This window comes from Methanococcoides orientis (assembly GCF_021184045.1).
GTDB lineage: Archaea > Halobacteriota > Methanosarcinia > Methanosarcinales > Methanosarcinaceae > Methanococcoides > Methanococcoides orientis.
Genome location: NZ_CP073710.1, coordinates 2,059,974 through 2,080,421, shown reverse-complemented (window position 1 = coordinate 2,080,421; position 20,448 = coordinate 2,059,974). Strand labels below are relative to the sequence as shown.

Genomic DNA, 20,448 nt, shown 5'->3' with positions numbered 1-20,448 from the left:
TAGACTAAGAACATGAGTTAAAGAGGTGACAGACATGCAAGTAAAGGACATAATGGTACAACCAACATCAATTGACAAATCAGACACGATCTCACATGCACTTGATGTGATGGAGAAGAAAAGTACACGTCGCCTATTAGTGACACATGATAATGATCTGGTCGGTGTTCTCACCATGAGGGGACTTACCGAACAACTGGGAACACGAAAGAAAGGTGCGAAACCAGCTTCTTCACTTCATGTTGCTACTGCTGTATCAGACAACTATGTGAAGGTCCTGCCTGATATGGATCTCAATGATGCAGTCGTATTAATGGCTAAAAAAAGCGGTGTTATCATTGTAAGCGACAATGAGAACGTTCTTGGATGGGTAACACCCGCTGAACTGCTTCAAAATGTAACATTCGACGGGTATGCTGCCGAGGTTATGAACAGCAACCCGATAACTATACATCCCGGAGACAGAGTAAGCCATGTCAGGCATCAGATGCTTGATGAAGATGTTGGAAGATTCCCTGTTATTGAGGATGACAAGCTTGTGGGGATCGTTACAGAGAAGGATATTGCAAAGTCAATGCGTGCCTTCAGAGATGTGGTTTCAGGAAACAAGCAGGATTCCCGTATCAAGAACCTCATTATAGAGGATATCATGAAGAGGGGGGTCAAGACCGTACAGACCAACACTCCGGTATCAGAAGTAAAGGACATGATGCTTGAGGAGAACATTGGTGGTGTGCCTGTTATTAACCTCGAAGGATATCTGGTCGGGCTCATCACAAGAAGAACACTTGTGAACACCATTGCAAAGTGAAAACTATGCAACAGGATGCTGGTAAAGATATTGAGCTGGACATAGAGGGTATGGCGGAATATCTTAGCATACCCATTTCCAGACTCCAGAAACTGCTGGATAAGCGTGAGCTTGTGCAGAACTGGGGAGAGTACCAGCATCTTTTTCGTTTTAAGACCACTTTTTCACAGATCGAAAGTGGAACTGTTGTCTAGCAAAAGGATGGCTGTTTTGAGCTGATAAAGGGTTTTCCAAAGATAAAGCGGGCCATGCTTCTTGAACCTGCCATCAATTCTCAATTTTCTGATATTGATACCATCTGTGTGGAAGAGAAAATGAATGGCTTTAATGTACGAGCCATAGCTATTGACGGGAAAATAACCGCCATCACACGCGGTGGATATGTTTGTCCCTATTCCACCGAAAAAGCGAGGGACCTGCTGAACATTGATTTTTTTAATGATCATCCGGATCTTGTCCTTCACGGGGAAATGGTCGGACCCGACAATCCTTATGTACCCAAGAATATCTATGATATCAATTCTCTTGATTTCTCTATCTTCGATATAAGGCATAAGGGCAGTGGTGAGCCCCTGCCTGTAAATGAAAGAAGGAAGATGGCAGAAGAATATGGTTTCACACAGGTCAGGCTTTTCGGAGAATTTACAAAAGAAGAAGCTACTGGGAAGATACATGCCATTATCAAGGAACTCGGGAAGATCGAGCATGAAGGTGTTGTGATCAAAGACCCAAATATGAACATTTCACCCATAAAATACACTTGTTCCCAGAGCAATTGTGCAGATCTGAGACATGCATTCAGGTTCTACAATGATGTGGGGCGTGACTATCTTTTTTCAAGGGTAGTGCGGGAAGGCTTCCAGGCCTTTGAATGGGGAGAAAGCGAAGAAGATCTCAAAAAGCGGTGCCTTCAACTCGGGGAAAGCATACTTAATCCAATGATAGAGGCTATCACTGATATGGAAAAAGGCGAAAAAGTGGCTGAAGAGGTACAGATCAGAGTTAGAAGTCTTGATACTCTAACAGAGTTCAAGGAATATCTCCGGCGACAGGGAATCGATGCAATGTTCGATGAACCGGAAAAGATCGGTAATGAATTCCTCATCAAAATAAAGAAGCTGAACAAGAGCACTAATGATAAGACCCTTTCCATGTTCAAAGGAGAACTCTGGTGATCTCAAAAAAGCATATATGACAAAAGGTATTTCTGTACACTAAAAGTGTGATCATATATGACAAAAATAACTATTATCGGAAGCGAAAAAAGCGGCAAAACCACCCTTGCTTCAAAACTTGGGAAAAAAGGAAACACAGCAGACATTACGATGTACGATTTTTCCAAGAACGACAAGGTCCTGACGACCATAGATGCAGTCGGTTATCCAACTTCCATCAAACCTATGGTGACCGCCTTCAATCTTTCGGACATTGTCCTTTTGTGCGTACCTCCTGAAGGTCTTGATGCACATACAGGCGAATGTATCATTGCACTTGACCTCCTGGGATACAAGCATGGTATCATTGTCCTTACAAAAGCAGATACCAGCTACCCCTTTGCACTAGATGAGCTGAAAGAGAAACTTAAAAAAGTGACAACAGGTACCTCTCTTGAGAACTGGGAATATATCTCGATTTCCACAACCTCATTCGAAGGAATGGAAGAATTGAAGGAAATGATATTCGATATGGGGGATGTAGTTGCAAAGGACCAGGAGGAACTGAACGACCTGCCAACACGTGTTGTTATCGACCAGTCCTTCAATGTAACAGGCATTGGTTGTGTAGTACTTGGAATTGTGATGCAGGGGACCCTGAAAGCAAAGGACAAACTTGTAGCTTTCCCAACAGACAAGACCATCGAGGTCCGCTCGATACAGCTGCATGATGTGGATGCAAAGAGCGCACCCGCAGGTGCCCGGGTCGGACTTGCACTTAAGAACGTCCAGTCAAAGGATGTCGAGAGAGGTTTCATACTCTCGGAAAAAGAAGATGTCACTGAAGACCTTACACTCAAATGTAAGTTCTCACCATTCTCAAAGGGCTTTGCGATCGGAGATGTTCCACATATCTTCGTCGGACTTCAGTCATCCCCGATGAGAGTGGAAAAGATAGTTGTAAATGGCGAAGAAGTTGAGAGAACAACAACAGACGCCGAATGTATTGTAACACTATTAGGATCGAAGTTGCTGGCTTATAATGAATCAGACAGATTTGTGATCTGCAATCTGGATGATAAACAGAGATTTGCGGGATATGGTTACAAGGCTTAAAGCCCAATATCCCACATTTTATATTTTATTTCTTTGGCATTAATGGTTTGAAGCCATTAAGATTTGCAGGGCGTTCAACAGCTTTGGTAAGAGAGATACATGAGGGGCTAGTGAGAAGTTCCGGGCGGTCCACAGGAGCAAATATAGCATCATTTCCTGCATAATCCTTGTACCCCTCGGGAGTCTTTTCTTCTGGCTTCTTGAAAGCTGGTTTGTCTGCTGAAGAGTAGCCTTCTTCTTTTTTTAGTGCAGATGTGACAGAACCGATATTAAGTCCCTTCTCCCTCGCAAGACCACCTTCGCCTTTGCCCTGGATATATTTTTCAGAAACAATGTCACCAAGACCAAGATTGTTGGCAAGGGTTTCCAGCTTCATAATATTCTCTTTGACCCAACCGATCTCCGAGTGCTTGTGGTAACCTACTTCTAAACCAAGTTCAAAAGCCTTCTTTTCAATTTCTACCCTTTTCATTTCAGCAAGGGTAGGCTTGTCTTTATTCTTCTTGAACAGATCCATTTCCACACTACCATTATTCAAGGTAGGAAGATACTTTCAGACCTTTCTCAGTGAACTCAAGTCCCATCATATTACAATCATGTTTTGTTCCACGCATCTTTATGATCTGCAATGCACGGGTCATCTTCTTACCATAGAGGAAGTTATGAAGGAACATTACTCCATGTGATGCGAATTGTTCTGTTGAATATGCATTCGGGTCTGTCATCTCAGAGAGGAGTAGAGTAGTGCATCCAAGCTGTTTCAGATTCCTGATGAACCTACCCATCTCTTTTTCTTCTGAAATGCGGTCCTTTGTGGTAAAACGGATAGCAGATACAGAGTCTATAACAAGCCTTTTTACATTGTATTCCTGAACATATGCAGATATCTCCTTGAATACCATTGCAGGGGACGGAGCTTCGCCTTCTACAGATGAATGACTTACATCATAATCTGAACTTATGACCTCATGAAGATCATCCATGTAACCATATTCCATCCTGGGACCAAGGTCAGCAAAAAGCAGCTTCTTCATCTTTATCAAAGTTGCCACATTCAACGAATAATTAGACATGTCATTGATGATGTTCTGGGGACTTTCAAGAAGGCTAACGTAGAGACCAACTTCCCCAAAAGTAGCACCCTGCGCAAGGAACTGCATGCCAAAAGTAGTTTTTCCACTTCCTGGGGGACCACTTAAAAGATAAACACGTTCCGGAACAAGTCCACCCTGAACAAGTTCATCGAAACCTTCAATTCCAGATTGTATCCTCATATTAAACCTCTTTTTAGTACCGAACCATGAATCTTTTAGATATATTTGTATGGAGATATATTTTAAGTCATCGATGAAGTCTTAAATTTTATATTTATTAGCCAGAGATCATGAAATTTAAAACAGTTAAAGTTAAGTGAAATCCTGATAAACATAACTAATAAACAAACGAAAATGAGAAATAAAGAGAGCAGCCAATTCAAAATAAAACGGACAGATGTAATATGGTCAGTGAAACTATTCACACTATTTACGATACTGTCCTTTGTATTCAGCATCTCTATTTACACAGTTGCTTTCTTGTTTTCACAACCTGAATTTGTAAATGCTGTCCTGATCTCAACTGCACAGGCTGCTACTTCAGAAGTTGATGTCGTCAACGAGGCAATTATTTCAACCTCAGATGCCGCTACTTCAAAAGTGGACTTCGGTGCCAGATATATCGGTCCGCTATATTCTGTTTTTTTCTTCAATATAATAGCAATATTTGTCACATCTATAGGTGCCGCAGCCATAACATACAGTCACAGAATAGTTTTCAAAGAGTTACTATTGCGGTCAAGGCACCCGTTCTATTCTATGATTTCCTGTAATATGGAAAAATTATCTTCACCCTTTTTTTCATTTGTACAGAAGGTCGCCCTGCACATCTATCCTGATATAAAGAAAAATGGTCTGGATGAGAAAAATGACAGCCCAAATTCCATCTGGAAACATTGTGGTTACACCGGCGAGGATTACAGAGCAATCGCATCAGTACTCCCACTCATATTTCCTGTGTTGACATTGTTCCTTAATTCTTTTATAGCAGGAACAGTACTTGCATTTTTTGTGTTCAATGGAATACTGTGGGGAAGTCAAACATTAGGATTTGGTGGTATTCTTGTAGGAGCTGACTTTGCCTTCATATATTACTTTGCTTCAATACTCCCTCATGGAATAATTGAACTACCGGCAATTTTCATAGCAACATCTATTGCATACAGGTTTGCAAGAGTAAATTCAGAAGAGATCACAGAAGGACGTTTATTCGAAGCTGAAAAAGAGGAGGACCTAAAAGAAGACATTAGAAGGATCGAGAATATAACAGAATCTTATCTGAGATCGAGATACCTGTGGAGAATATTCTCAATTGCGATCTTTATGCTCCTTGTTGCTGCATATATAGAAATACAGTTAACACCAAAGATAGCAGGAAATGTGATCGACCTCATGGGTCTGTTGATCAGCAATCTCCTGATATGATCTTAAAAGTTGTCCTTCCAGGAACCTGAATTGTCTTATTTGGAGAACTTGGCAATTCCCTTAGCAACATTCCTGAGCAATTGTCCTGCGATCTCCTGTGTCGGCCAGGAACCAAGACCACAATCGGGCCCAACATACTTGATGCGATCTCCGAATATGGAATCTGCGTTCTCAAGGCGCTTTGAGATGACTTCAGGAGTTTCCATTTCCGTTACTATCTCCGGCAGATACTGGGTGTCCTTCCAGACATTGGTGTTGTACTTCTCGTTGAGCACAGATGCAAGGTTGAAGATATCGGTCCTTGCAACACCCACACGCAGGAAAGAATCGGTATCTTCCAGGATCTTCCTGTCGATAAGATCGAGATATGAAGGATTTGCTGCAGACTCCACACCTATTACATTGATGCTCGGTGTATCACAGGCTATCCTGTAATGAAGCGGTGAATGCAGATGGATCTCCACATCAACATCCTGTTTGCCTGCATAGGAAGTGGCGGTGCTCAGTGCCTCCACCAGTTCAGCATCCTCGAACATGATCTGGGGGTTGATACCGATACTTGGCTCATCGATGGAAACAGTCCTGATGTTGAAGTTCTTTGCGGACTTGATGGAATTGCTTATGAAACGGTCAATACTTACTGCGAGTAGGTTCAGGATGTCGGTATACTGTGTTCCCCCGAAGTCCTTGAGATAAAGTTCAAGCGGACCGGTCACACAGATACGGACATCCGGTTTTTCACCGGTCTCATCCCTGTAATCTGCAGCAGCTTCTTCTATGATATCAAGCTCAAGGATACGTGCACTGTTCTCTTTGACCTTAAAAGGCTCTTCCACACATTCCGGATCATTGATAATTGACAGGAACTGCTGGTTCATGTCCTGGAACTGGGGATATGTGGCTACATGCACACCGGCATCAAGCTTTTGGCTAAAGGCTGAACGTATGACAGAAAAAAGCTTCTCATCACTGTCCCTTTTCGAAAATGCACTCTCCATCCACTCCTTTGTTACGCCTTCAGGTAGCGGATAACTGCCAATGTCATCAAAGATCAGGTCACTCATAATCATCGTATGTGCAAGTATCATTTATAATGTTAGCGAATTATTTTCTTCTGGAGTCTGGGAAATGGGACAAATATCAGATCATACATATCAGACCGCAAATATCTATCCAGATATTAACCTACAAGTTTTATAAGTAAAGACTCACAAGTTGAAAAGAAGCTTAAAAAGAAGTAATTTTCTTAAATAATATCATTCTACCACTGGTGAGATAATTGAAAATAATGATCATAGGCGGCTTTCTCGGAAGCGGCAAGACCACTACATTGTTAAGGCTCGGTAAGCATTTGAGCGAAACAGGCCACAAGATCGCGATAATTGTGAACGAGATCGGTGAGATCGGACTTGACGGTGACACACTTTCAAGCACCGGGATCGTTACCGAAGAACTTACAAGCGGCTGTATCTGCTGTACTCTCAAGATCAGCATGGAATACACTCTTTCCAAACTTTCAGATGACTTCCACCCTGACGTTATTATTATCGAACCTACAGGTATCGCCTTCCCAAGGCAGATCAAGGAAGATATCGCTCTTATGAAAATAGATGACCTGAGCTTTGCACCTATCGTTAACATTATTGACGGAACAAGGTTCAACACCGAGATAAAACAGACACCGAAGTTCATCCTGACACAGATAGAAGATGCTGAGATCCTCTGCATCAACAAGGTCGATATCGCAGAGGAAGAAAAGGTTGCAGAGGTCAGGAATTTCCTGGAGGAGATCAATCCCGAGGCAGAGGTCATCGAGTTCTCTGCAAAGGAAGCCGATGAGAAGTTCCAGAAGCTCATCGACCTGCTGGCAGGCAAGAGCAAGGAAAGGGAAACAAGGGAAGCTATCAACTCCATCGAGGCCTCCGAGGTTAGCTCCTATTCCGGCGAGCTTACCATCAAGGACTGCGAACTGGAAGAACAAAAGGCAGAAAAGTATGCAACAGATGTCCTTACTTCCATAAGCAAGCAGGTCAAAAAGCTCAATCCGGATTTCGTAGGTCACATAAAAATAGCCATGGAATATCCCGGAACTCTCATGAAAGCAAGTATCACCTCTTCAGAAAGCATACCTAACATAGAGTTCTTTGAAACAAAAGAAAAGGATTGCAGCCTGAAGTTCCTCTCAGCAGTTACAAATGTGGAAAAGGAAGAGCTGGTGAAGATCGTTGAGGGTACGATAAAAGAGCATCTGGAGCAGGAAGCCATACCTTTCAGCAATAAGGTGAAGAATATACAGACCATCGACATTCTTTAAGGACAAGAAAGATCAAAGGAATTTTTGTGGAAAAGGTATTCCTTTTCCCTAAGCCCTTTTTTTAGAACAATATTTGATCGCAGTTATCAGTTTAGTTTACCGCGATCATTACAGTGATTGACAAACTGACCGGTTTTCACTCTTCTCCGAATAGTTCAATGCCTTCGAACCTGCATTCCGCAATTCTCCTCTCAAATGCCAGATAACGGAACCTTTTGAACAGTGCATACATCCTGAAATATAATCCGAACAGCCTTTCAGAATACTTGTCTACGAGATAGAACACTTTCTTATCGTCCTGAACCGAGTCATCCACAAATCTCACCACACCACCGGGATTGGTCAGTTTTACCAGAGTACCTTGAGGAAGGCGGGGTCCGAGTACGATGGCATCCTCTTCCATCCCATCATCGCCTAAAGTATCTTCAATGAAACCATAGTTGAATATCGTGGGTATCGGGGAAAAGAGGACCCTTTTGTACCCGTCATCCACTTTCTGGTACTTGAAAAAGCTGAACTTTGGAGTTTCTATCCGGACCTTCATTATGAAATAATCAACTCCTTTTTTATAAAACGCTTTGCAGGCTAGTTTTTCAGATACAGGTGTCTGAATCAATTATCTCAAAAAAGTACCGGCAGAACATATTCAAAGAAGAGATAGCCTTCCACAACAAATATCAAAGGCATTCCGATCCTGAACTTCGGATGCCTGGTCTTGTGCCTGAACTTCTGCATTCCTGCAATGGAACCTATGCTTCCGCCCAGCAATGCCCAGGTGAACAGGGTCTTTTCCGGTATCCTGTACTGGCTCTTGATGGCTTTCTTTTTGTCAGAGTACATCAGCCAGAAAGCATAAGCATTTACTAAAAAGAGATACAGGAGAAGGTACATGTACAATTTCATATTCTGTTCTCCCTTATCTGTGTTAATCTATTTTTCGGACCTGACTTACATCGAATCCGGTGCACCCATTCCAAGGGTGTCCAGAGTGTTAGCAAGAACTATCCTTGCACAGTCCACAAGAGCCAGACGGCTTGCGCGGACATCCTCTTCCTCAGCATTGAGGACGGACACGAAACGATAGAACTGGTTGAATGCATCTGCAAGTTCCCTTCCGTAAATAGCAAGCATATGTGGTTTCAGTTCCTTCGTACACTGGTCCAGCACATTGTCGAACATTCCCATCTTCTTGATAAGAGCTATTTCACTATCTTCCACAAGAAGTGAAGGGGCAATGATCGCCTCACTATCCCACAGGCCTTCATCCTTTGCCTTTCGCAGGATACTGCAGGAACGTGCATGTGAGTACTGTATGAAAGGACCGCCCTGTTTCTCGAAATCAAGAGCCTCTTTCCAGTCGAAGACCGTGGATTTCTCAGGTGTGACCTTCACGATATCGTACCTGACAGCACCAATACCGACCATGTCAGCAACCTCTTTCTTGAAATCATCAGGCATCTCAGGGCGGCGTTTGTCCACCTCTTCCAGTGCCCGGACCTTGACCTGGTCGAATAGTTCGTCAGCACTGATGAACTTGCCACGTCTTGTGCTCATTGAACCTTCAGGCAATGAAACGAACTCAAAGATAACAAACTCCGGTTCTTTTTTGCCTATGGCATTCAACGTTGCCTTGAGCTGACCGGAGATCAGTTTATGATCTGCTCCGAAGATATCGATGATCCTGTCAGCACGCTCGCCCTTCCATTCATGGTATGCAAGATCACGTGTTGTATAAAGTGAAGTACCATCAGAACGCTGGATAACGAGCGTCTTTTCAAATCCGTAATCCTTAAGGTCAACAACAAGCGCGCCATTGTCTATCTCAGTACGTCCTGTAGCCTTGATCTCATCCACTATCCTTGAGACATCACCGGACCTGATGAAACTTGATTCCTTAGGGAACTCATCGTGGGAGACATTCATCTTTCCAAGGGTTTCCTTGATACCTTCAACTGCAAGGCCTACAGCCTTATCGAAACGCTCAATTGTCTCCTCATCACCACTCTCAACAAGCTGCATGAGCTTGTCTATCTCAGCAACTTTTTCCGGGTGTGCTTCAAGCTCTGCATTCGCCTTTATGTAAACATCTGCAATAGCATGATCCGGCTTGGAACTTTCATCGAATTCGAAGTGTTCAAGAGCCCAGGAAACTATAGCTATCTGGCGACCCATGTCATTTACATAATAGTGCAGCTCGACATCATATCCTGCACGTTTTAGGATGCGACCGAGGGTATCTCCGATAATGGAATTTCTTATGTGTCCCACATGAAGAGGACCATTAGGGTTAGCAGAAGTGTGCTCAAGCAGTATCCTGCCTTCACAGAAATTACCTCCGAAAGACTCCTTCTTCTCCCTGATACCTGACACGACATCATCAATGAAATCGCGACTGGCACTGATATTCAGATATGGGCCCAATGCCTCTATCTTACCAATATAGGAACCCTCTGGTATTACTATCTCAGAAGCGATCCTGTCAGCAACGTCCTTTGGACTCTGTTTTGCAACAGATGCCAGCCTGAATGCGACCCTTGACGAAAGGTCTGCATGCTGGGACGGTCCAAGCTCCAGATCGTTTGCTTCAAAACCTGCGGAGCTGACAGCATCGTTCAGTACGGATGTAACCTGTTCTATAAAATCTAAAAACAAAATGATCACCTGTTAATTAACCTCAGATGCCTGTGTTGAAACGCAGGATAGCGACGATACCACCAAAAGCGTTCAGAAGCTGTGCACCCTCTTCAAAGTCAGTGGAAATGAACTCTACCGTGGTACTCATCTGGTCACACATTTCGGATAGTTCATCAACAACATCGACCTTTTCCACTACCTCAAGATAGGAACCACATTTCGGGCAGTTACCAAGACTTGTCTTCGAATCACCAGGCTTGAAATCACTGGTTGTCTTTTTCTCATAATCGCAAGAAGTACACCTGACGGTCATCCTTTCAGCCCTCAGGTCTTCTGATACGAGCATTATATCGACAGCACCGATAATGAGGTTCTCTCGTACATTGTCCTCACCATAGGTCGCTTTGCCTGAATCAGACACCAGTTCCCTGAAGAACTGCTGCATCAGTTTCTTCTCTACCATGAGATCAAGGTCCTCAAGCCTTTCACTTGCTGCGTTCACAAGTTCTGGAAGACCAGACTCATCTGTATATGCCACATCGAAAAGCCCGAGCATTTTCTTCTCTATCTCGTGGTGGAGGAAATGACCGGATTCGAACTCTTCTTTTGTTGGTGAAGGACCACCAACAAGCACACCTTCAAAGTCCTTCTGGTCAACTGTGAGGAAGACCTCACTTGCTGCATCACCGATACGCTTGTAGAAATCATGTATGGCAATGAGTCTAAGTTGCTGGAACCTGTGGGCACTCTGTCCTCCTTTCCTCTGTTTTCCCGGTACAGTTGAGGTCAGGTTCCGATATGGTTCTATGTGCTTGCCCACAAGAAGACCAATTGAGGCTTCACGCCTGTCAAGAACGAGCAGACCATAGGTCTTTGCTTCTCTTAACATCTCCTCTAGAGGATCAAGGTAGAATGATGAATCACAGTGATACCTGTATGTTATAATTGGCTGTGGAGGCTCAATGATGGTTGACTCCATGTTAGTCTTGTTAGCTCCGACATCAACAGCACCTGTGAAATAGACGATCCCATTCTCAGGAACGGTCACATACCTGAGTCTGGACATGATGGATTCGATAGCACCCTGCACATTCGTCTTGGTAAGTTTGGACTTGATGTTGGAGGCCTGACCGTGCTCTGTCTTGAGCTGTGCAACTACATCTGAGAGCTGCTTGTCAGGTGGAATGTACAATGAGATAAGCTCAGTACCACGACCTCGCTTGCCCCTTAACGATTCAAGTTTCTTTTTAAACTCGTATTTTTGATGTGAAGATTGGTCAACCATTGTTGGAATACTCCATAATAAGGATCAATTGGGATTGTAGATGCGTTGAACACCTTGATGATCATGTTCTGCATACAGAACATGGATGCTATTAGCTAAATGGATGTATCCTATGTAAACAAGGATATAAATATAGATTGTGACTGAGATGATAAATGCCAAGGAATCTGATACCCGGCCTCAGTCAAGATAGGTGACTTTACCATCCTTCGAAAGCAGAGCTATGCGGCTTACTTCCACTTCATCTGCAATGGCATATCCAAGATGCTCGGCAAGTTCTTTTGCAAAGCTGACAACCTCCTCATGTGAAGGCATCGCTTCACGAGGAAGACGGCTTCTGGAAAAACCAAGGTGCATATATGCCTTGACCTCAACGAAATCCGGATCCGCTATCTCAATAAGACGTGCATAACCTGCCGGATCGATCATATTCATACCCTTTACAAGGGTTATGCGTATTGCTTTGCGGTTATTCTTCTTTCCAAGTATTTCCAGGGACCTGTTGATATTGTCCCATAGTTCAGGAGATTTCGGATTGCAGACCTTTTCATATGTTTCCCTGTCAGGAGCATCAAGGCTCATGTATAACTGGGAAGGTTCGATCCTCTCCATCATATCAGGGACAGTACCGTTACTTACAATAAAAGTGGTAAAGCCCTGTTTCTCGTACTCTTCCACAAGTTCAGGCAGATGCGGATACAAGGTTGGCTCCCCTGAAAGTGATATAGCAACGTGTTTGGGCTGGTTTGCTTCCTCCCACCGTTCCCTTGGTGCTGAACCACCAAATCCGGATATCAATTTTCGCTGTGCTTTGATTGATGACCCCACAATTTCCACTGGAGAATCCCAATCTTTCGGGAAGGATACCTCCGCTTCTGTAGGCCTCCAGCAAAAGAGACAGCGTTGATTGCACCTCAAAGTAGGTGTCATCTGCAGACAACAATGTGAAGTAATACCATAGAACCTGGACTTATAACACTCACCTTCTCCTTTCATAGAACGACCAAGCCAGAGGCATGTCTTTACAGCAGAATGAGTACCTGCAAGGCTATATCCCTGCTTTTTCAGCAAGGCCTCAAAGTCAGGTATTTCAGGAATTGTTATAAGTTCTTCCTTATCTTTCGAGGACATCTGGTGCATACTTTCCTGTTGCACTATATATAGTGATCGGAATTGGAAAAGAAGTGTCACCTTTTAACATGGAACAGGAAAAAGATAAACTTTCATAAATTCTATCAATACCATAGGTCTACAGGTTTCAGAAGTGCAGAAGGGTTGTCCTGAGAGTGGAAAGATCCACGATAGGAACCTGTGCAGGTGTTGGCATTAAATTTACTCTCTTCTGGAACTCTGTTTGTGACTGCCATGTACCGGAATTTATCGCAAGGACATTCTTGTATCTTCCAATACCTATGGTATGCACATGACCACAATGGAGAATATCGGGTATCTGGTCAATTACAAAATGGTCCTGTTTCTCCGGTGCAATGGAAACCCTGCTTCCATATATAGGGGAAAGATGCCTGCGCTTTAACATCTCTATCATGGCCTTTTCAGGCTCCTGATATGAAACTCCCGGGACCGATGCAACAAGATCGTCAATGGAGCGTCCATGATACATCAGTACCCGGACACCATCAAGATCAACCAATGCAGGATTTCCCACAAAAGTTATCCTGTCCTCAAAAAGGGAGGTTATACGCTCCGGAAAACGGGGCTGGGGTTCTGCCTGACGGACCGCATCGTGGTTTCCGGGTGATATTATTATCTGGATGTGTTCCGGTACCTGACTGAAGTATTCAGCAGCCTTTGCATACTGATCATAGATGTCAAGAATATCCAGCTCATGTTCCTGCCCAGGGAAAATTCCGATCCCATCAACCAGATCGCCTGCTATCACAAGGTATCGGATATCTTTGGAAAGCTCTTTCATTTGGTCATTATCACACTTCCCGTTAAGAAAATCAAGGAAGCCACACCATTCTTCTTCAAGGAAGGTCGAGCTTCCGATATGGACATCAGATGTGAACACCGCTTTACCCCAGGTACCTTCCCTCCTGTGTGAAATGTTCGGAAGGTCCGGGAGGATTATCTTCTTTGCTACGATCAGACTGCCATCATTGGTCAGGGAACCTGTGATACCGATAACCTCATCCAGAATTATCTTACTGGCCTCTTCAAAAAGATCTTTCTCCGCCTGATGCACAAGCACCAGAAAAGAACCTGTGGGATCTTCCAGCTGCAACATCTTATGCCCATTTGCAGTACTCCTTACCTCGGATACCATTCCAATAATAGAAACTTCACTGTAATCACCGCCTCCACTCCGCTTTAAGCCACTTCCCTGCTTGCGGTTCTTATTAAGGCTCTCAATTGGTCTGGCAGTTATCCTTCCACGGATCATATCACTAAGCTTACTATACCTGTTCCTGAAATACTGGACGAATTCCATATATTCGCCAACACAGGTCGACATGTCCGTGATATCAGACATGATATTGATGTTACTGCCATTAGCATTAGAATTTAAATTAAGACCGGCATCTGGTAATCCCTTACTTCCATAACCGGATGGAAATGAAGAAGAATATTTTTTTGAGGGAGAAGCATTGGATGAAGATACTTCACATGTAACTTTAGATACAGTTTCAGATGTAGCAAATGAAGGTGATATCTCCGGATGGGAAGGTGTTTCTCCCGAAATGACCTACGAATTCTGTGAGACCTGTGAACTAACATCTGAACCAACCTTTGAAGCAACATCTGAAATCGTTCCTGAGTCATCTTTCACGCTGCTCGGATATTCAGATTCAAAGGATGAAAGGTCAATGTGTTCGGTCTCAATAACAAAAACCGACTCATCGATATGTTCAAGAATGTAGCAAACCAGGTCCTTTGGTAAACTGTGAGATACTATCAGCTTTACAGCTTCAGGGCTGATCTGATACCCGGCTTCTAAAAAAGCTTCTTGAACATTGATCTCTTTCATTGTTGGACCTGAAATTACCAGTGGAATTTAGCAGTTTACTGCAAAAATTACATTCAATTCTTATAATGACAAACAATTTGACTTCTGATTTGTTTTTGAATAGATCTTAGTCTTTGACAATTTAATCTTTAGGAACTAAGTTGCTAATTAATGTGTCAAACTCTTGTATCAAACAAAAGCATTCCTATAAAATAAATAAGCTACGTACTGGATGCTTCAATACCAAATTTTTTAACTAATCAGCTTCTATTGTTTCAAAGATAATATGGACATAAAAGCCTCATTCCATACATTCAGAACGAGTGATAAATTCTGGATATCCCTCTCAAGGGACATTGTTTCTGTTATTTTGGCCGTTCTGGCATTTGCAGTCATTTCCCAGGCGTTATTTGGGATGTGGACACCTATGGTTGCTGTTGAATCCGGAAGTATGGAACCTCATATGAAGATCGGGGATATAATTTTCATTGAAAACATAGAGAGGACACAGATAATAACCAATCAGGATGCTGCTCCAAATTACATATCCTTCGAAAAAGAAGGTGACGTTATACTTTACCGCCCTTACGGACAGGAAGGTGTCACCCCGATCATACACAGGGCCATGTACTTTGTTGAAGCCGGGGACAGTATGTGGGAAGGCGGTCCAATTGCACCACATAGTGGTTACATCACTAAAGGTGATAACGAAAGGACAAACATGTACTATGACCAGCAAGGTCAGATAAGTTATCTTCAACCTGTAAAGGAAGAATGGGTCATTGGAATTGCGAGATACAGGATACCATATGCAGGCCATCTCAGGCTTTTGCTTTCATGATCTTCCTGTTGTTGATATATTGTTAATACCTTTGACAAATGTGATCTCATTTTCCTTTTTTTTCTCTTTTTAACAAAAACTGTTTGATGCATCAAAGATGCATCTGTGCTGTTATCACCGGTTTGAAACCTGCAAGCATTCCCAGTCTGTAATCCTCAAGCAGGACACGGCGTGTGCTTTCGATAGGTACGCTCAGAACGATCTCTTTTGTTCTTCCATAGCGTCCCTTGCTTACAACCACTGCATTAAGAATACCCAGCATATCTAATTCTGAGATAAGGTCAGTGACCCTTCGCTGTGTCAGGATATCCATATCAACACTCACGCATAACTGACGATAAACGTTGTACACTTCACCTGTAGTGACGTTCCTGTGTCCGTTATTCCTCAAAAGCATGACACTATAGAGAGCTAACTTTGACTGTGTGGGTAAAGTCCTGACAACTTCAACGATACGATCGATCTCGATCTTTTCCTGAGCCATTCTAACGTGAACTTCACCAACATTTGTTTCGTTCTCACGCTCAGCAAGTTCGCCGGCAACTCTCAGAAGGTCAAGTGCACGCCTTGCATCACCATGTTCCTGGGCTGCAAAGGCAGAACACAGAGGAATTACCATTTCATCAAGCACCTCTTCTTTGTATGCAATGGATGCTCTTTGCCTCAGGATATCACTGATCTGTTCAGCATCATAAGGAGGGAAGATGATCTCTTCTTCTCCAAGGGAACTTTTTACCCTTGGATCAAGGAATTCCGTAAATTTCAGGTCATTTGAAATACCGATCATACTGACCTTTGCATTTTTAAGGTCAGTATTGATACGAGAAAGATTGTACAAAACATCATCACCTTTCTTGACAAGTTTATCGATCTCATCAAGAATAATTATGATAACCTGCTTTTTTGAATCAATAGCTTCTTTGAACTTTGTGAACACCTGATCAGTAGGCCAGCCGGTCATAGGGATGTCTTCACCAAAATGCTTGGCAAGATTTGCAAGGAGCCTGTACTGGGTATCAATGACCTCACAGTTTAGATACAGGACTGAACAATCAATACTGATATCGTCACTTTTTCTTTCAAGCTCAATACCAACATAACGAGCAACAGCTGTTTTACCAGTACCGGTTTTTCCATAGATAAGAATATTTGATGGTGTATCTCCCCTAAGCGCTGAAACAAGAATGGTAGCAAGAGTGTTGACCTGTTCAGTTCTGTGAGGAAGGGATGCTGGTGTATATGAAGGTCTTAAAACTTCTTTGTTCTTAAAAAGAGATTCATTTTGTAATAAGTCCTCAAATAATCCATCTAATGATTTGTTCTCCATTTTTAACCTTCCATATATTAGTGTGATAAGATTGGATAGGAAATAGATCAAATACAAAATGCTGCTCTGGAATGAGAAACGTCATGCTAATTGATCTAAAACCTTTACTGATTAATTATGATAATTTATGAAATGCTACAAATTCACATTTGAATGATTCATAAGCAAAGAGAATGCTACATGAATATTCAACATATGAAACCTTCAATTTTCCACACGATCCAATGGAAGTGTACCTTATTAACCCTTATGGTTATAACCCCTCTATTTCCATTCCAGCTTTAAATAAATTAAGGTTAATAATAAAAGAAACAGGTTCTAATGACTAAACTTATATTTAAAATTAAATTTCAGTTTATATAGATTCTATTTTAGAAGCTTTCATTTGGAAATAGACCCCTCTATTTCGTTTGGAAATTATATAAAGAGGGGTGACCCTATGATTTCGACTGGAGTGCAGAAAAAAAATAAGAGAACATATTTTTTATTATGTTAAAAAAACAGGGTGCTCCAAATATAAGAGTAATAGGTAATAAAGGTTTCTCAAGAAAAAGATAAAATTACGAAAATTAACTAAAATATTCCAGTCGAAATGATGGGGTGACCCCCTTGCTACAAAAAAAAACAAAAAAAGTTAAAAATAAAAAAGTATAGAGATATAATATAGTAAAAAGGCAAGTAAAATGAAGTTTGCATTTAAACAAATTTAGAATTACAAATATTCAAAAATTAAAACCTTTAAAAATGTTGAGTTTTCTCAAAATGGAATTCATTTCAAATTTGAAACTTCCTTTTTTGAAATAATATTTTTAATTTTTACATCTTACCAAAGAAGTGTAAAAGAATGCATCATCAATAATGTCTCATTTTGAACAAAATAGTTTTAAGCAGGTTACATGTTGTATTAGACGAGAATTCATGGAAGAAACCGGAATAGGCAGAGATGAGATACTCTCGATTTTAAAAAACGCGAAATCAGCAGATACTAGTTATGATCGTGTTCTAAGTTCTATGTGTACTTATCCACATGAAATTGCAGTTTTAGCACATACACAATTCATTGAAGCTAATATGGGAGATCCTGGTCTTTTCCCTGGAACTTATAATCTGGAAAAAGAAGTGCTCAAAATGTTCGGTTCTCTTTTACACCATAACAATAATCCTGAAGAATGTGGTTATTTGACAACTGGTGGAACCGAATCTAATATACAGGCAATAAGATCCATGGTTAATTCCCGTCGTGATATTAAAAAACCAAATGTTGTAATGCCGGAATCTGCACATTTTTCTTTTGACAAGGTTGCAGACCTTTCAGGAATAGAAATAAGGAAAGCTTCACTTGATCATTTTCTGAAAGTTGATCTCGGATCAGTGAAGTCACTTGTCGATGAGAATACAATAGGTCTTGTTGGTATAGCCGGAACAACAGAATTTGGTCAGATAGATCCTATTGAACATCTCTCAGAGATCGCTCTTGAGAAAAGTCTTTTTTTGCATGTTGATGCTGCATTTGGTGGTTTTGTGCTTCCATTTATGGATCTGGATTATCATTATGATTTTGAAGTTGAAGGTGTAACTTCAATGACAATTGATCCTCATAAGATGGGATTGAGCACCATTCCTTCAGGCGGATTGCTGTTCCGTGAAACTGAATATTTGAATGATCTTGAGATACACACTCCTTATTTGAGCATCAATAAACAATATTCTCTCACAGGTACCAGAAGTGGTGCAGCAGTAGCTTCAACATATGCTGTTATGAAGCATCTTGGAAGAGAAGGTTACAGGAAGGTGATAGATCAATGCATGGAACAAACAGAGAAAATTGTTGAAGGTGGTAAAGCACTTGGAATCGAACCTGTCATTGATCCTGTCATGAATGTTGTAGCTCTACAGGTTCCAGATGCTGATAATATAAGAAAGAGATTACTTGATGAATTCGGCTGGCATGTTTCAATAACACGAAACCCCCGAGCTCTGCGTCTGGTGATCATGCCTCATATTAATAATAGTGCGATCGAACTTTTCCTGAATGATCTTGAAAAACTGATCTGATGAACAGATCTTTTTATTTTTGATCAGTTTTTCAGTTCATTCTATTGATTTTTGTTCTAACTTCGATCTAAGTTTTAAAAATGCACGGATTGAGGGGATGGTTCGATGGCACCTAGCCTTGAAACTTGTAAAGGCGTGTGTCCATCGAATCCGTGACTAATACTACCTATGACGTGAGTATATATACTCTTAAGCCAAGCGGGGTGAAAGTATTATTTTTTAAAATCATGCTAAATTGTGACTAGATTAGCTTAAATGAAACCACTAAAAGTGTTTACCAGATAATGCTAAATACAATAAAGCTAAAATTTATATCTATGGCAAATTCTTTCAAAATTGGAACAATTATCGGTATCCCTATTAAGATACACATAACATTTCTTTTAGTTCTTCCATTCTTTGCAATTATTTTTGCCATGAATCCGGCACCCTATGGCTTCAATGATGTAGTGCCGGCAGCATTGGGATACGCTTTATCTTTTTTGACAACTATACTTCTCTTTGGTTGTGTTCTGCTTCATGAACTGGGACATTCTTACCTTGCGAAGAAGTACGGTGTTAAGATCACAGATATAACTTTGTTCCTGATAGGTGGTGTTTCTTCCATGGAAGAGATTCCGAGGGACCCGGGCCAGGAGGCAAAGATGGCTTTTGCAGGACCTTTGGTCAGTTTTATTATCGGAGGTTCGTTGCTACTGCTCAATTTTGCGGCAGCCGGTGCTGTTGCTTCGTTTGCGGATTCGGTCATATTCAGGCTGGTACAGATGTTAGGTTCCATCAACATTGTCCTTGGTATGTTCAACCTGCTCCCTGCTTTTCCTATGGACGGTGGACGCATACTTCGTGCATGGTTTGCAAGGAAGATGCCCTACATACAGGCAACTCATGCAGCAGCAGGTGTCGGTAAGATGTTTGCATTCCTGCTGGGAATGCTGGGTCTTTTATCAAATCCCTGGAATCCCTGGCTTATTCTCATTGCTGTCTTTGTTTACATGGGAGCATCAGGTGAGGACCGTTCCACAGCTGTTACAGTGACCCTTGAGAAAGTACCTGTCAGTGAAGTTATGACAAAGGACATTGTTTCGGTAGAGCCGTCATTGACGATCGATGAGCTGACCCAGTTCATGTTCGAAAAAAAGCACATGGGATATCCTGTGATAGAACACAACACTTTAAAAGGTATCATTACATTTACAGATGTACGCAAGGTAATGCCTCTGGACCGTTACAGTGTATTGGTGTCCGATGTTATGACAAAAGATATTGTAACGATACCAAAAGAGGCGACTGCCGCAGATGCTTTTAAGCTGATGGTCTCTAACAACATCGGCAGGGTATTGGTGGTCGATGAAAATGGTTCTGTGTCTGGTATTCTTTCCAGGACCGACCTGATGCATACAATGATGTTATTGAACGAGTGATGT

20 protein-coding genes are annotated in these 20,448 nt (G+C 41.9%); 9 read left to right on the top strand and 11 right to left on the bottom strand.

The features are described from left to right. The first annotated feature begins 34 nt into the window (after positions 1 to 34). From J7W08_RS10100 to J7W08_RS10090, 4 genes are read left to right on the top strand one after another with little or no spacing between them, the layout of a single operon-like run. Positions 35 to 811, top strand: a complete 777-nt coding sequence (locus tag J7W08_RS10100; RefSeq protein ID WP_233084342.1) for a CBS domain-containing protein — start codon at positions 35 to 37, stop codon at positions 809 to 811. A 5-nt stretch (positions 812 to 816) separates the two neighbouring features. Beyond that, positions 817 to 1,005 (top strand): hypothetical protein, encoded by a 189-nt coding sequence (locus tag J7W08_RS12285; protein ID WP_310742491.1) that lies wholly within the window; start codon positions 817 to 819, stop codon positions 1,003 to 1,005. 21 nt (positions 1,006 to 1,026) lie between these two features. Then, positions 1,027 to 1,986: an RNA ligase gene (locus tag J7W08_RS10095; protein ID WP_310742524.1), complete on the top strand. Its 960-nt coding sequence runs from the start codon at positions 1,027 to 1,029 to the stop codon at positions 1,984 to 1,986. A gap of 57 nt (positions 1,987 to 2,043) precedes the next feature. Beyond that, positions 2,044 to 3,081: an EF-Tu/IF-2/RF-3 family GTPase gene (locus J7W08_RS10090; RefSeq protein WP_233084341.1), complete on the top strand. Its 1,038-nt coding sequence runs from the start codon at positions 2,044 to 2,046 to the stop codon at positions 3,079 to 3,081. A gap of 25 nt (positions 3,082 to 3,106) precedes the next feature. On the opposite strand, the gene J7W08_RS10085 is transcribed toward J7W08_RS10090, so the two are convergent. Together J7W08_RS10085 and J7W08_RS10080 are read right to left on the bottom strand one after the other, a co-directional pair. After that, positions 3,107 to 3,598, bottom strand: a complete 492-nt coding sequence (locus J7W08_RS10085) for a hypothetical protein (protein WP_233084340.1) — start codon at positions 3,596 to 3,598, stop codon at positions 3,107 to 3,109. Between the two features lie 13 nt (positions 3,599 to 3,611). After that, positions 3,612 to 4,355: an RAD55 family ATPase gene (locus J7W08_RS10080; RefSeq protein ID WP_233084339.1), complete on the bottom strand. Its 744-nt coding sequence runs from the start codon at positions 4,353 to 4,355 to the stop codon at positions 3,612 to 3,614. A 174-nt stretch (positions 4,356 to 4,529) separates the two neighbouring features. Here J7W08_RS10080 and J7W08_RS10075 point away from each other — a divergent pair, with 174 nt between their 5' ends. Next, positions 4,530 to 5,600, top strand: coding sequence for a stage II sporulation protein M (locus J7W08_RS10075; RefSeq protein ID WP_233084338.1), 1,071 nt, complete (start codon positions 4,530 to 4,532; stop codon positions 5,598 to 5,600). A 35-nt stretch (positions 5,601 to 5,635) separates the two neighbouring features. Here the strand turns inward: J7W08_RS10075 and J7W08_RS10070 are convergent, their stop codons facing one another. Next, positions 5,636 to 6,664: a methionine synthase gene (locus J7W08_RS10070; protein ID WP_233084337.1), complete on the bottom strand. Its 1,029-nt coding sequence runs from the start codon at positions 6,662 to 6,664 to the stop codon at positions 5,636 to 5,638. Between the two features lie 224 nt (positions 6,665 to 6,888). Here J7W08_RS10070 and J7W08_RS10065 point away from each other — a divergent pair, with 224 nt between their 5' ends. Continuing rightward, the gene (locus tag J7W08_RS10065) at positions 6,889 to 7,914 is read left to right on the top strand and encodes a CobW family GTP-binding protein (protein WP_233085762.1); all 1,026 of its coding nucleotides are present in this window, start codon (positions 6,889 to 6,891) and stop codon (positions 7,912 to 7,914) included. Positions 7,915 to 8,050: 136 nt separating this feature from the next. On the opposite strand, the gene J7W08_RS10060 is transcribed toward J7W08_RS10065, so the two are convergent. The 7 genes from J7W08_RS10060 to J7W08_RS12280 form a co-directional block, all read right to left on the bottom strand. Beyond that, positions 8,051 to 8,458, bottom strand: coding sequence for an inorganic diphosphatase (locus tag J7W08_RS10060; protein ID WP_233084336.1), 408 nt, complete (start codon positions 8,456 to 8,458; stop codon positions 8,051 to 8,053). Between the two features lie 77 nt (positions 8,459 to 8,535). After that, positions 8,536 to 8,817 (bottom strand): DUF1294 domain-containing protein, encoded by a 282-nt coding sequence (locus J7W08_RS10055; RefSeq protein WP_233084335.1) that lies wholly within the window; start codon positions 8,815 to 8,817, stop codon positions 8,536 to 8,538. A gap of 45 nt (positions 8,818 to 8,862) precedes the next feature. After that, entirely contained in the window at positions 8,863 to 10,566 is a 1,704-nt protein-coding gene (argS, locus tag J7W08_RS10050) for an arginine--tRNA ligase (RefSeq protein WP_233084334.1), read from the bottom strand. A gap of 22 nt (positions 10,567 to 10,588) precedes the next feature. Continuing rightward, on the bottom strand, positions 10,589 to 11,833 hold the full coding sequence (prf1, locus tag J7W08_RS10045; protein ID WP_233084333.1) for a peptide chain release factor aRF-1: 1,245 nt from the start codon (positions 11,831 to 11,833) through the stop codon (positions 10,589 to 10,591). A 180-nt stretch (positions 11,834 to 12,013) separates the two neighbouring features. Further along, positions 12,014 to 12,964, bottom strand: coding sequence for a 4-demethylwyosine synthase TYW1 (gene twy1 / locus J7W08_RS10040; protein ID WP_233084332.1), 951 nt, complete (start codon positions 12,962 to 12,964; stop codon positions 12,014 to 12,016). Between the two features lie 127 nt (positions 12,965 to 13,091). Beyond that, a complete protein-coding gene (locus tag J7W08_RS10035) occupies positions 13,092 to 14,507 on the bottom strand; it encodes a DNA-directed DNA polymerase II small subunit (protein WP_310742523.1) in 1,416 nt (471 codons plus the stop codon). Between the two features lie 33 nt (positions 14,508 to 14,540). Continuing rightward, the gene (locus J7W08_RS12280; protein ID WP_310742490.1) at positions 14,541 to 14,822 is read right to left on the bottom strand and encodes a hypothetical protein; all 282 of its coding nucleotides are present in this window, start codon (positions 14,820 to 14,822) and stop codon (positions 14,541 to 14,543) included. A gap of 265 nt (positions 14,823 to 15,087) precedes the next feature. Here J7W08_RS12280 and J7W08_RS10030 point away from each other — a divergent pair, with 265 nt between their 5' ends. Then, complete coding sequence (locus J7W08_RS10030) at positions 15,088 to 15,642, top strand: signal peptidase I (RefSeq protein WP_233084331.1); 555 nt, start codon at positions 15,088 to 15,090, stop codon at positions 15,640 to 15,642. 91 nt (positions 15,643 to 15,733) lie between these two features. On the opposite strand, the gene J7W08_RS10025 is transcribed toward J7W08_RS10030, so the two are convergent. Then, a complete protein-coding gene (locus J7W08_RS10025; RefSeq protein WP_233084330.1) occupies positions 15,734 to 16,969 on the bottom strand; it encodes an ORC1-type DNA replication protein in 1,236 nt (411 codons plus the stop codon). A 918-nt stretch (positions 16,970 to 17,887) separates the two neighbouring features. On the opposite strand from J7W08_RS10025, the gene mfnA reads away from it, so the two are divergent. Next, positions 17,888 to 19,024: a tyrosine decarboxylase MfnA gene (gene mfnA / locus J7W08_RS10020; RefSeq protein ID WP_233084329.1), complete on the top strand. Its 1,137-nt coding sequence runs from the start codon at positions 17,888 to 17,890 to the stop codon at positions 19,022 to 19,024. A gap of 317 nt (positions 19,025 to 19,341) precedes the next feature. Continuing rightward, positions 19,342 to 20,445: a CBS domain-containing protein gene (locus J7W08_RS10015; RefSeq protein WP_233084328.1), complete on the top strand. Its 1,104-nt coding sequence runs from the start codon at positions 19,342 to 19,344 to the stop codon at positions 20,443 to 20,445. The last annotated feature ends 3 nt before the right edge of the window (positions 20,446 to 20,448 follow it).

Coding starts and splice junctions, on each gene's coding strand:
- J7W08_RS10100 (WP_233084342.1), top strand. CDS start 35: ATGCAAGTAAAGGACATAATGGTACAACCAACATCAATTGACAAATCA.
- J7W08_RS12285 (WP_310742491.1), top strand. CDS start 817: ATGCAACAGGATGCTGGTAAAGATATTGAGCTGGACATAGAGGGTATG.
- J7W08_RS10090 (WP_233084341.1), top strand. CDS start 2,044: ATGACAAAAATAACTATTATCGGAAGCGAAAAAAGCGGCAAAACCACC.
- J7W08_RS10085 (WP_233084340.1), bottom strand. CDS start 3,598: ATGGATCTGTTCAAGAAGAATAAAGACAAGCCTACCCTTGCTGAAATG.
- J7W08_RS10080 (WP_233084339.1), bottom strand. CDS start 4,355: ATGAGGATACAATCTGGAATTGAAGGTTTCGATGAACTTGTTCAGGGT.
- J7W08_RS10075 (WP_233084338.1), top strand. CDS start 4,530: ATGAGAAATAAAGAGAGCAGCCAATTCAAAATAAAACGGACAGATGTA.
- J7W08_RS10070 (WP_233084337.1), bottom strand. CDS start 6,664: ATGAGTGACCTGATCTTTGATGACATTGGCAGTTATCCGCTACCTGAA.
- J7W08_RS10065 (WP_233085762.1), top strand. CDS start 6,889: ATGATCATAGGCGGCTTTCTCGGAAGCGGCAAGACCACTACATTGTTA.
- J7W08_RS10060 (WP_233084336.1), bottom strand. CDS start 8,458: ATGAAGGTCCGGATAGAAACTCCAAAGTTCAGCTTTTTCAAGTACCAG.
- J7W08_RS10055 (WP_233084335.1), bottom strand. CDS start 8,817: ATGAAATTGTACATGTACCTTCTCCTGTATCTCTTTTTAGTAAATGCT.
- prf1 (WP_233084333.1), bottom strand. CDS start 11,833: ATGGTTGACCAATCTTCACATCAAAAATACGAGTTTAAAAAGAAACTT.
- twy1 (WP_233084332.1), bottom strand. CDS start 12,964: ATGTCCTCGAAAGATAAGGAAGAACTTATAACAATTCCTGAAATACCT.
- J7W08_RS12280 (WP_310742490.1), bottom strand. CDS start 14,822: ATGAAAGAGATCAATGTTCAAGAAGCTTTTTTAGAAGCCGGGTATCAG.
- J7W08_RS10030 (WP_233084331.1), top strand. CDS start 15,088: ATGGACATAAAAGCCTCATTCCATACATTCAGAACGAGTGATAAATTC.
- J7W08_RS10025 (WP_233084330.1), bottom strand. CDS start 16,969: ATGGAGAACAAATCATTAGATGGATTATTTGAGGACTTATTACAAAAT.
- mfnA (WP_233084329.1), top strand. CDS start 17,888: ATGGAAGAAACCGGAATAGGCAGAGATGAGATACTCTCGATTTTAAAA.
- J7W08_RS10015 (WP_233084328.1), top strand. CDS start 19,342: ATGGCAAATTCTTTCAAAATTGGAACAATTATCGGTATCCCTATTAAG.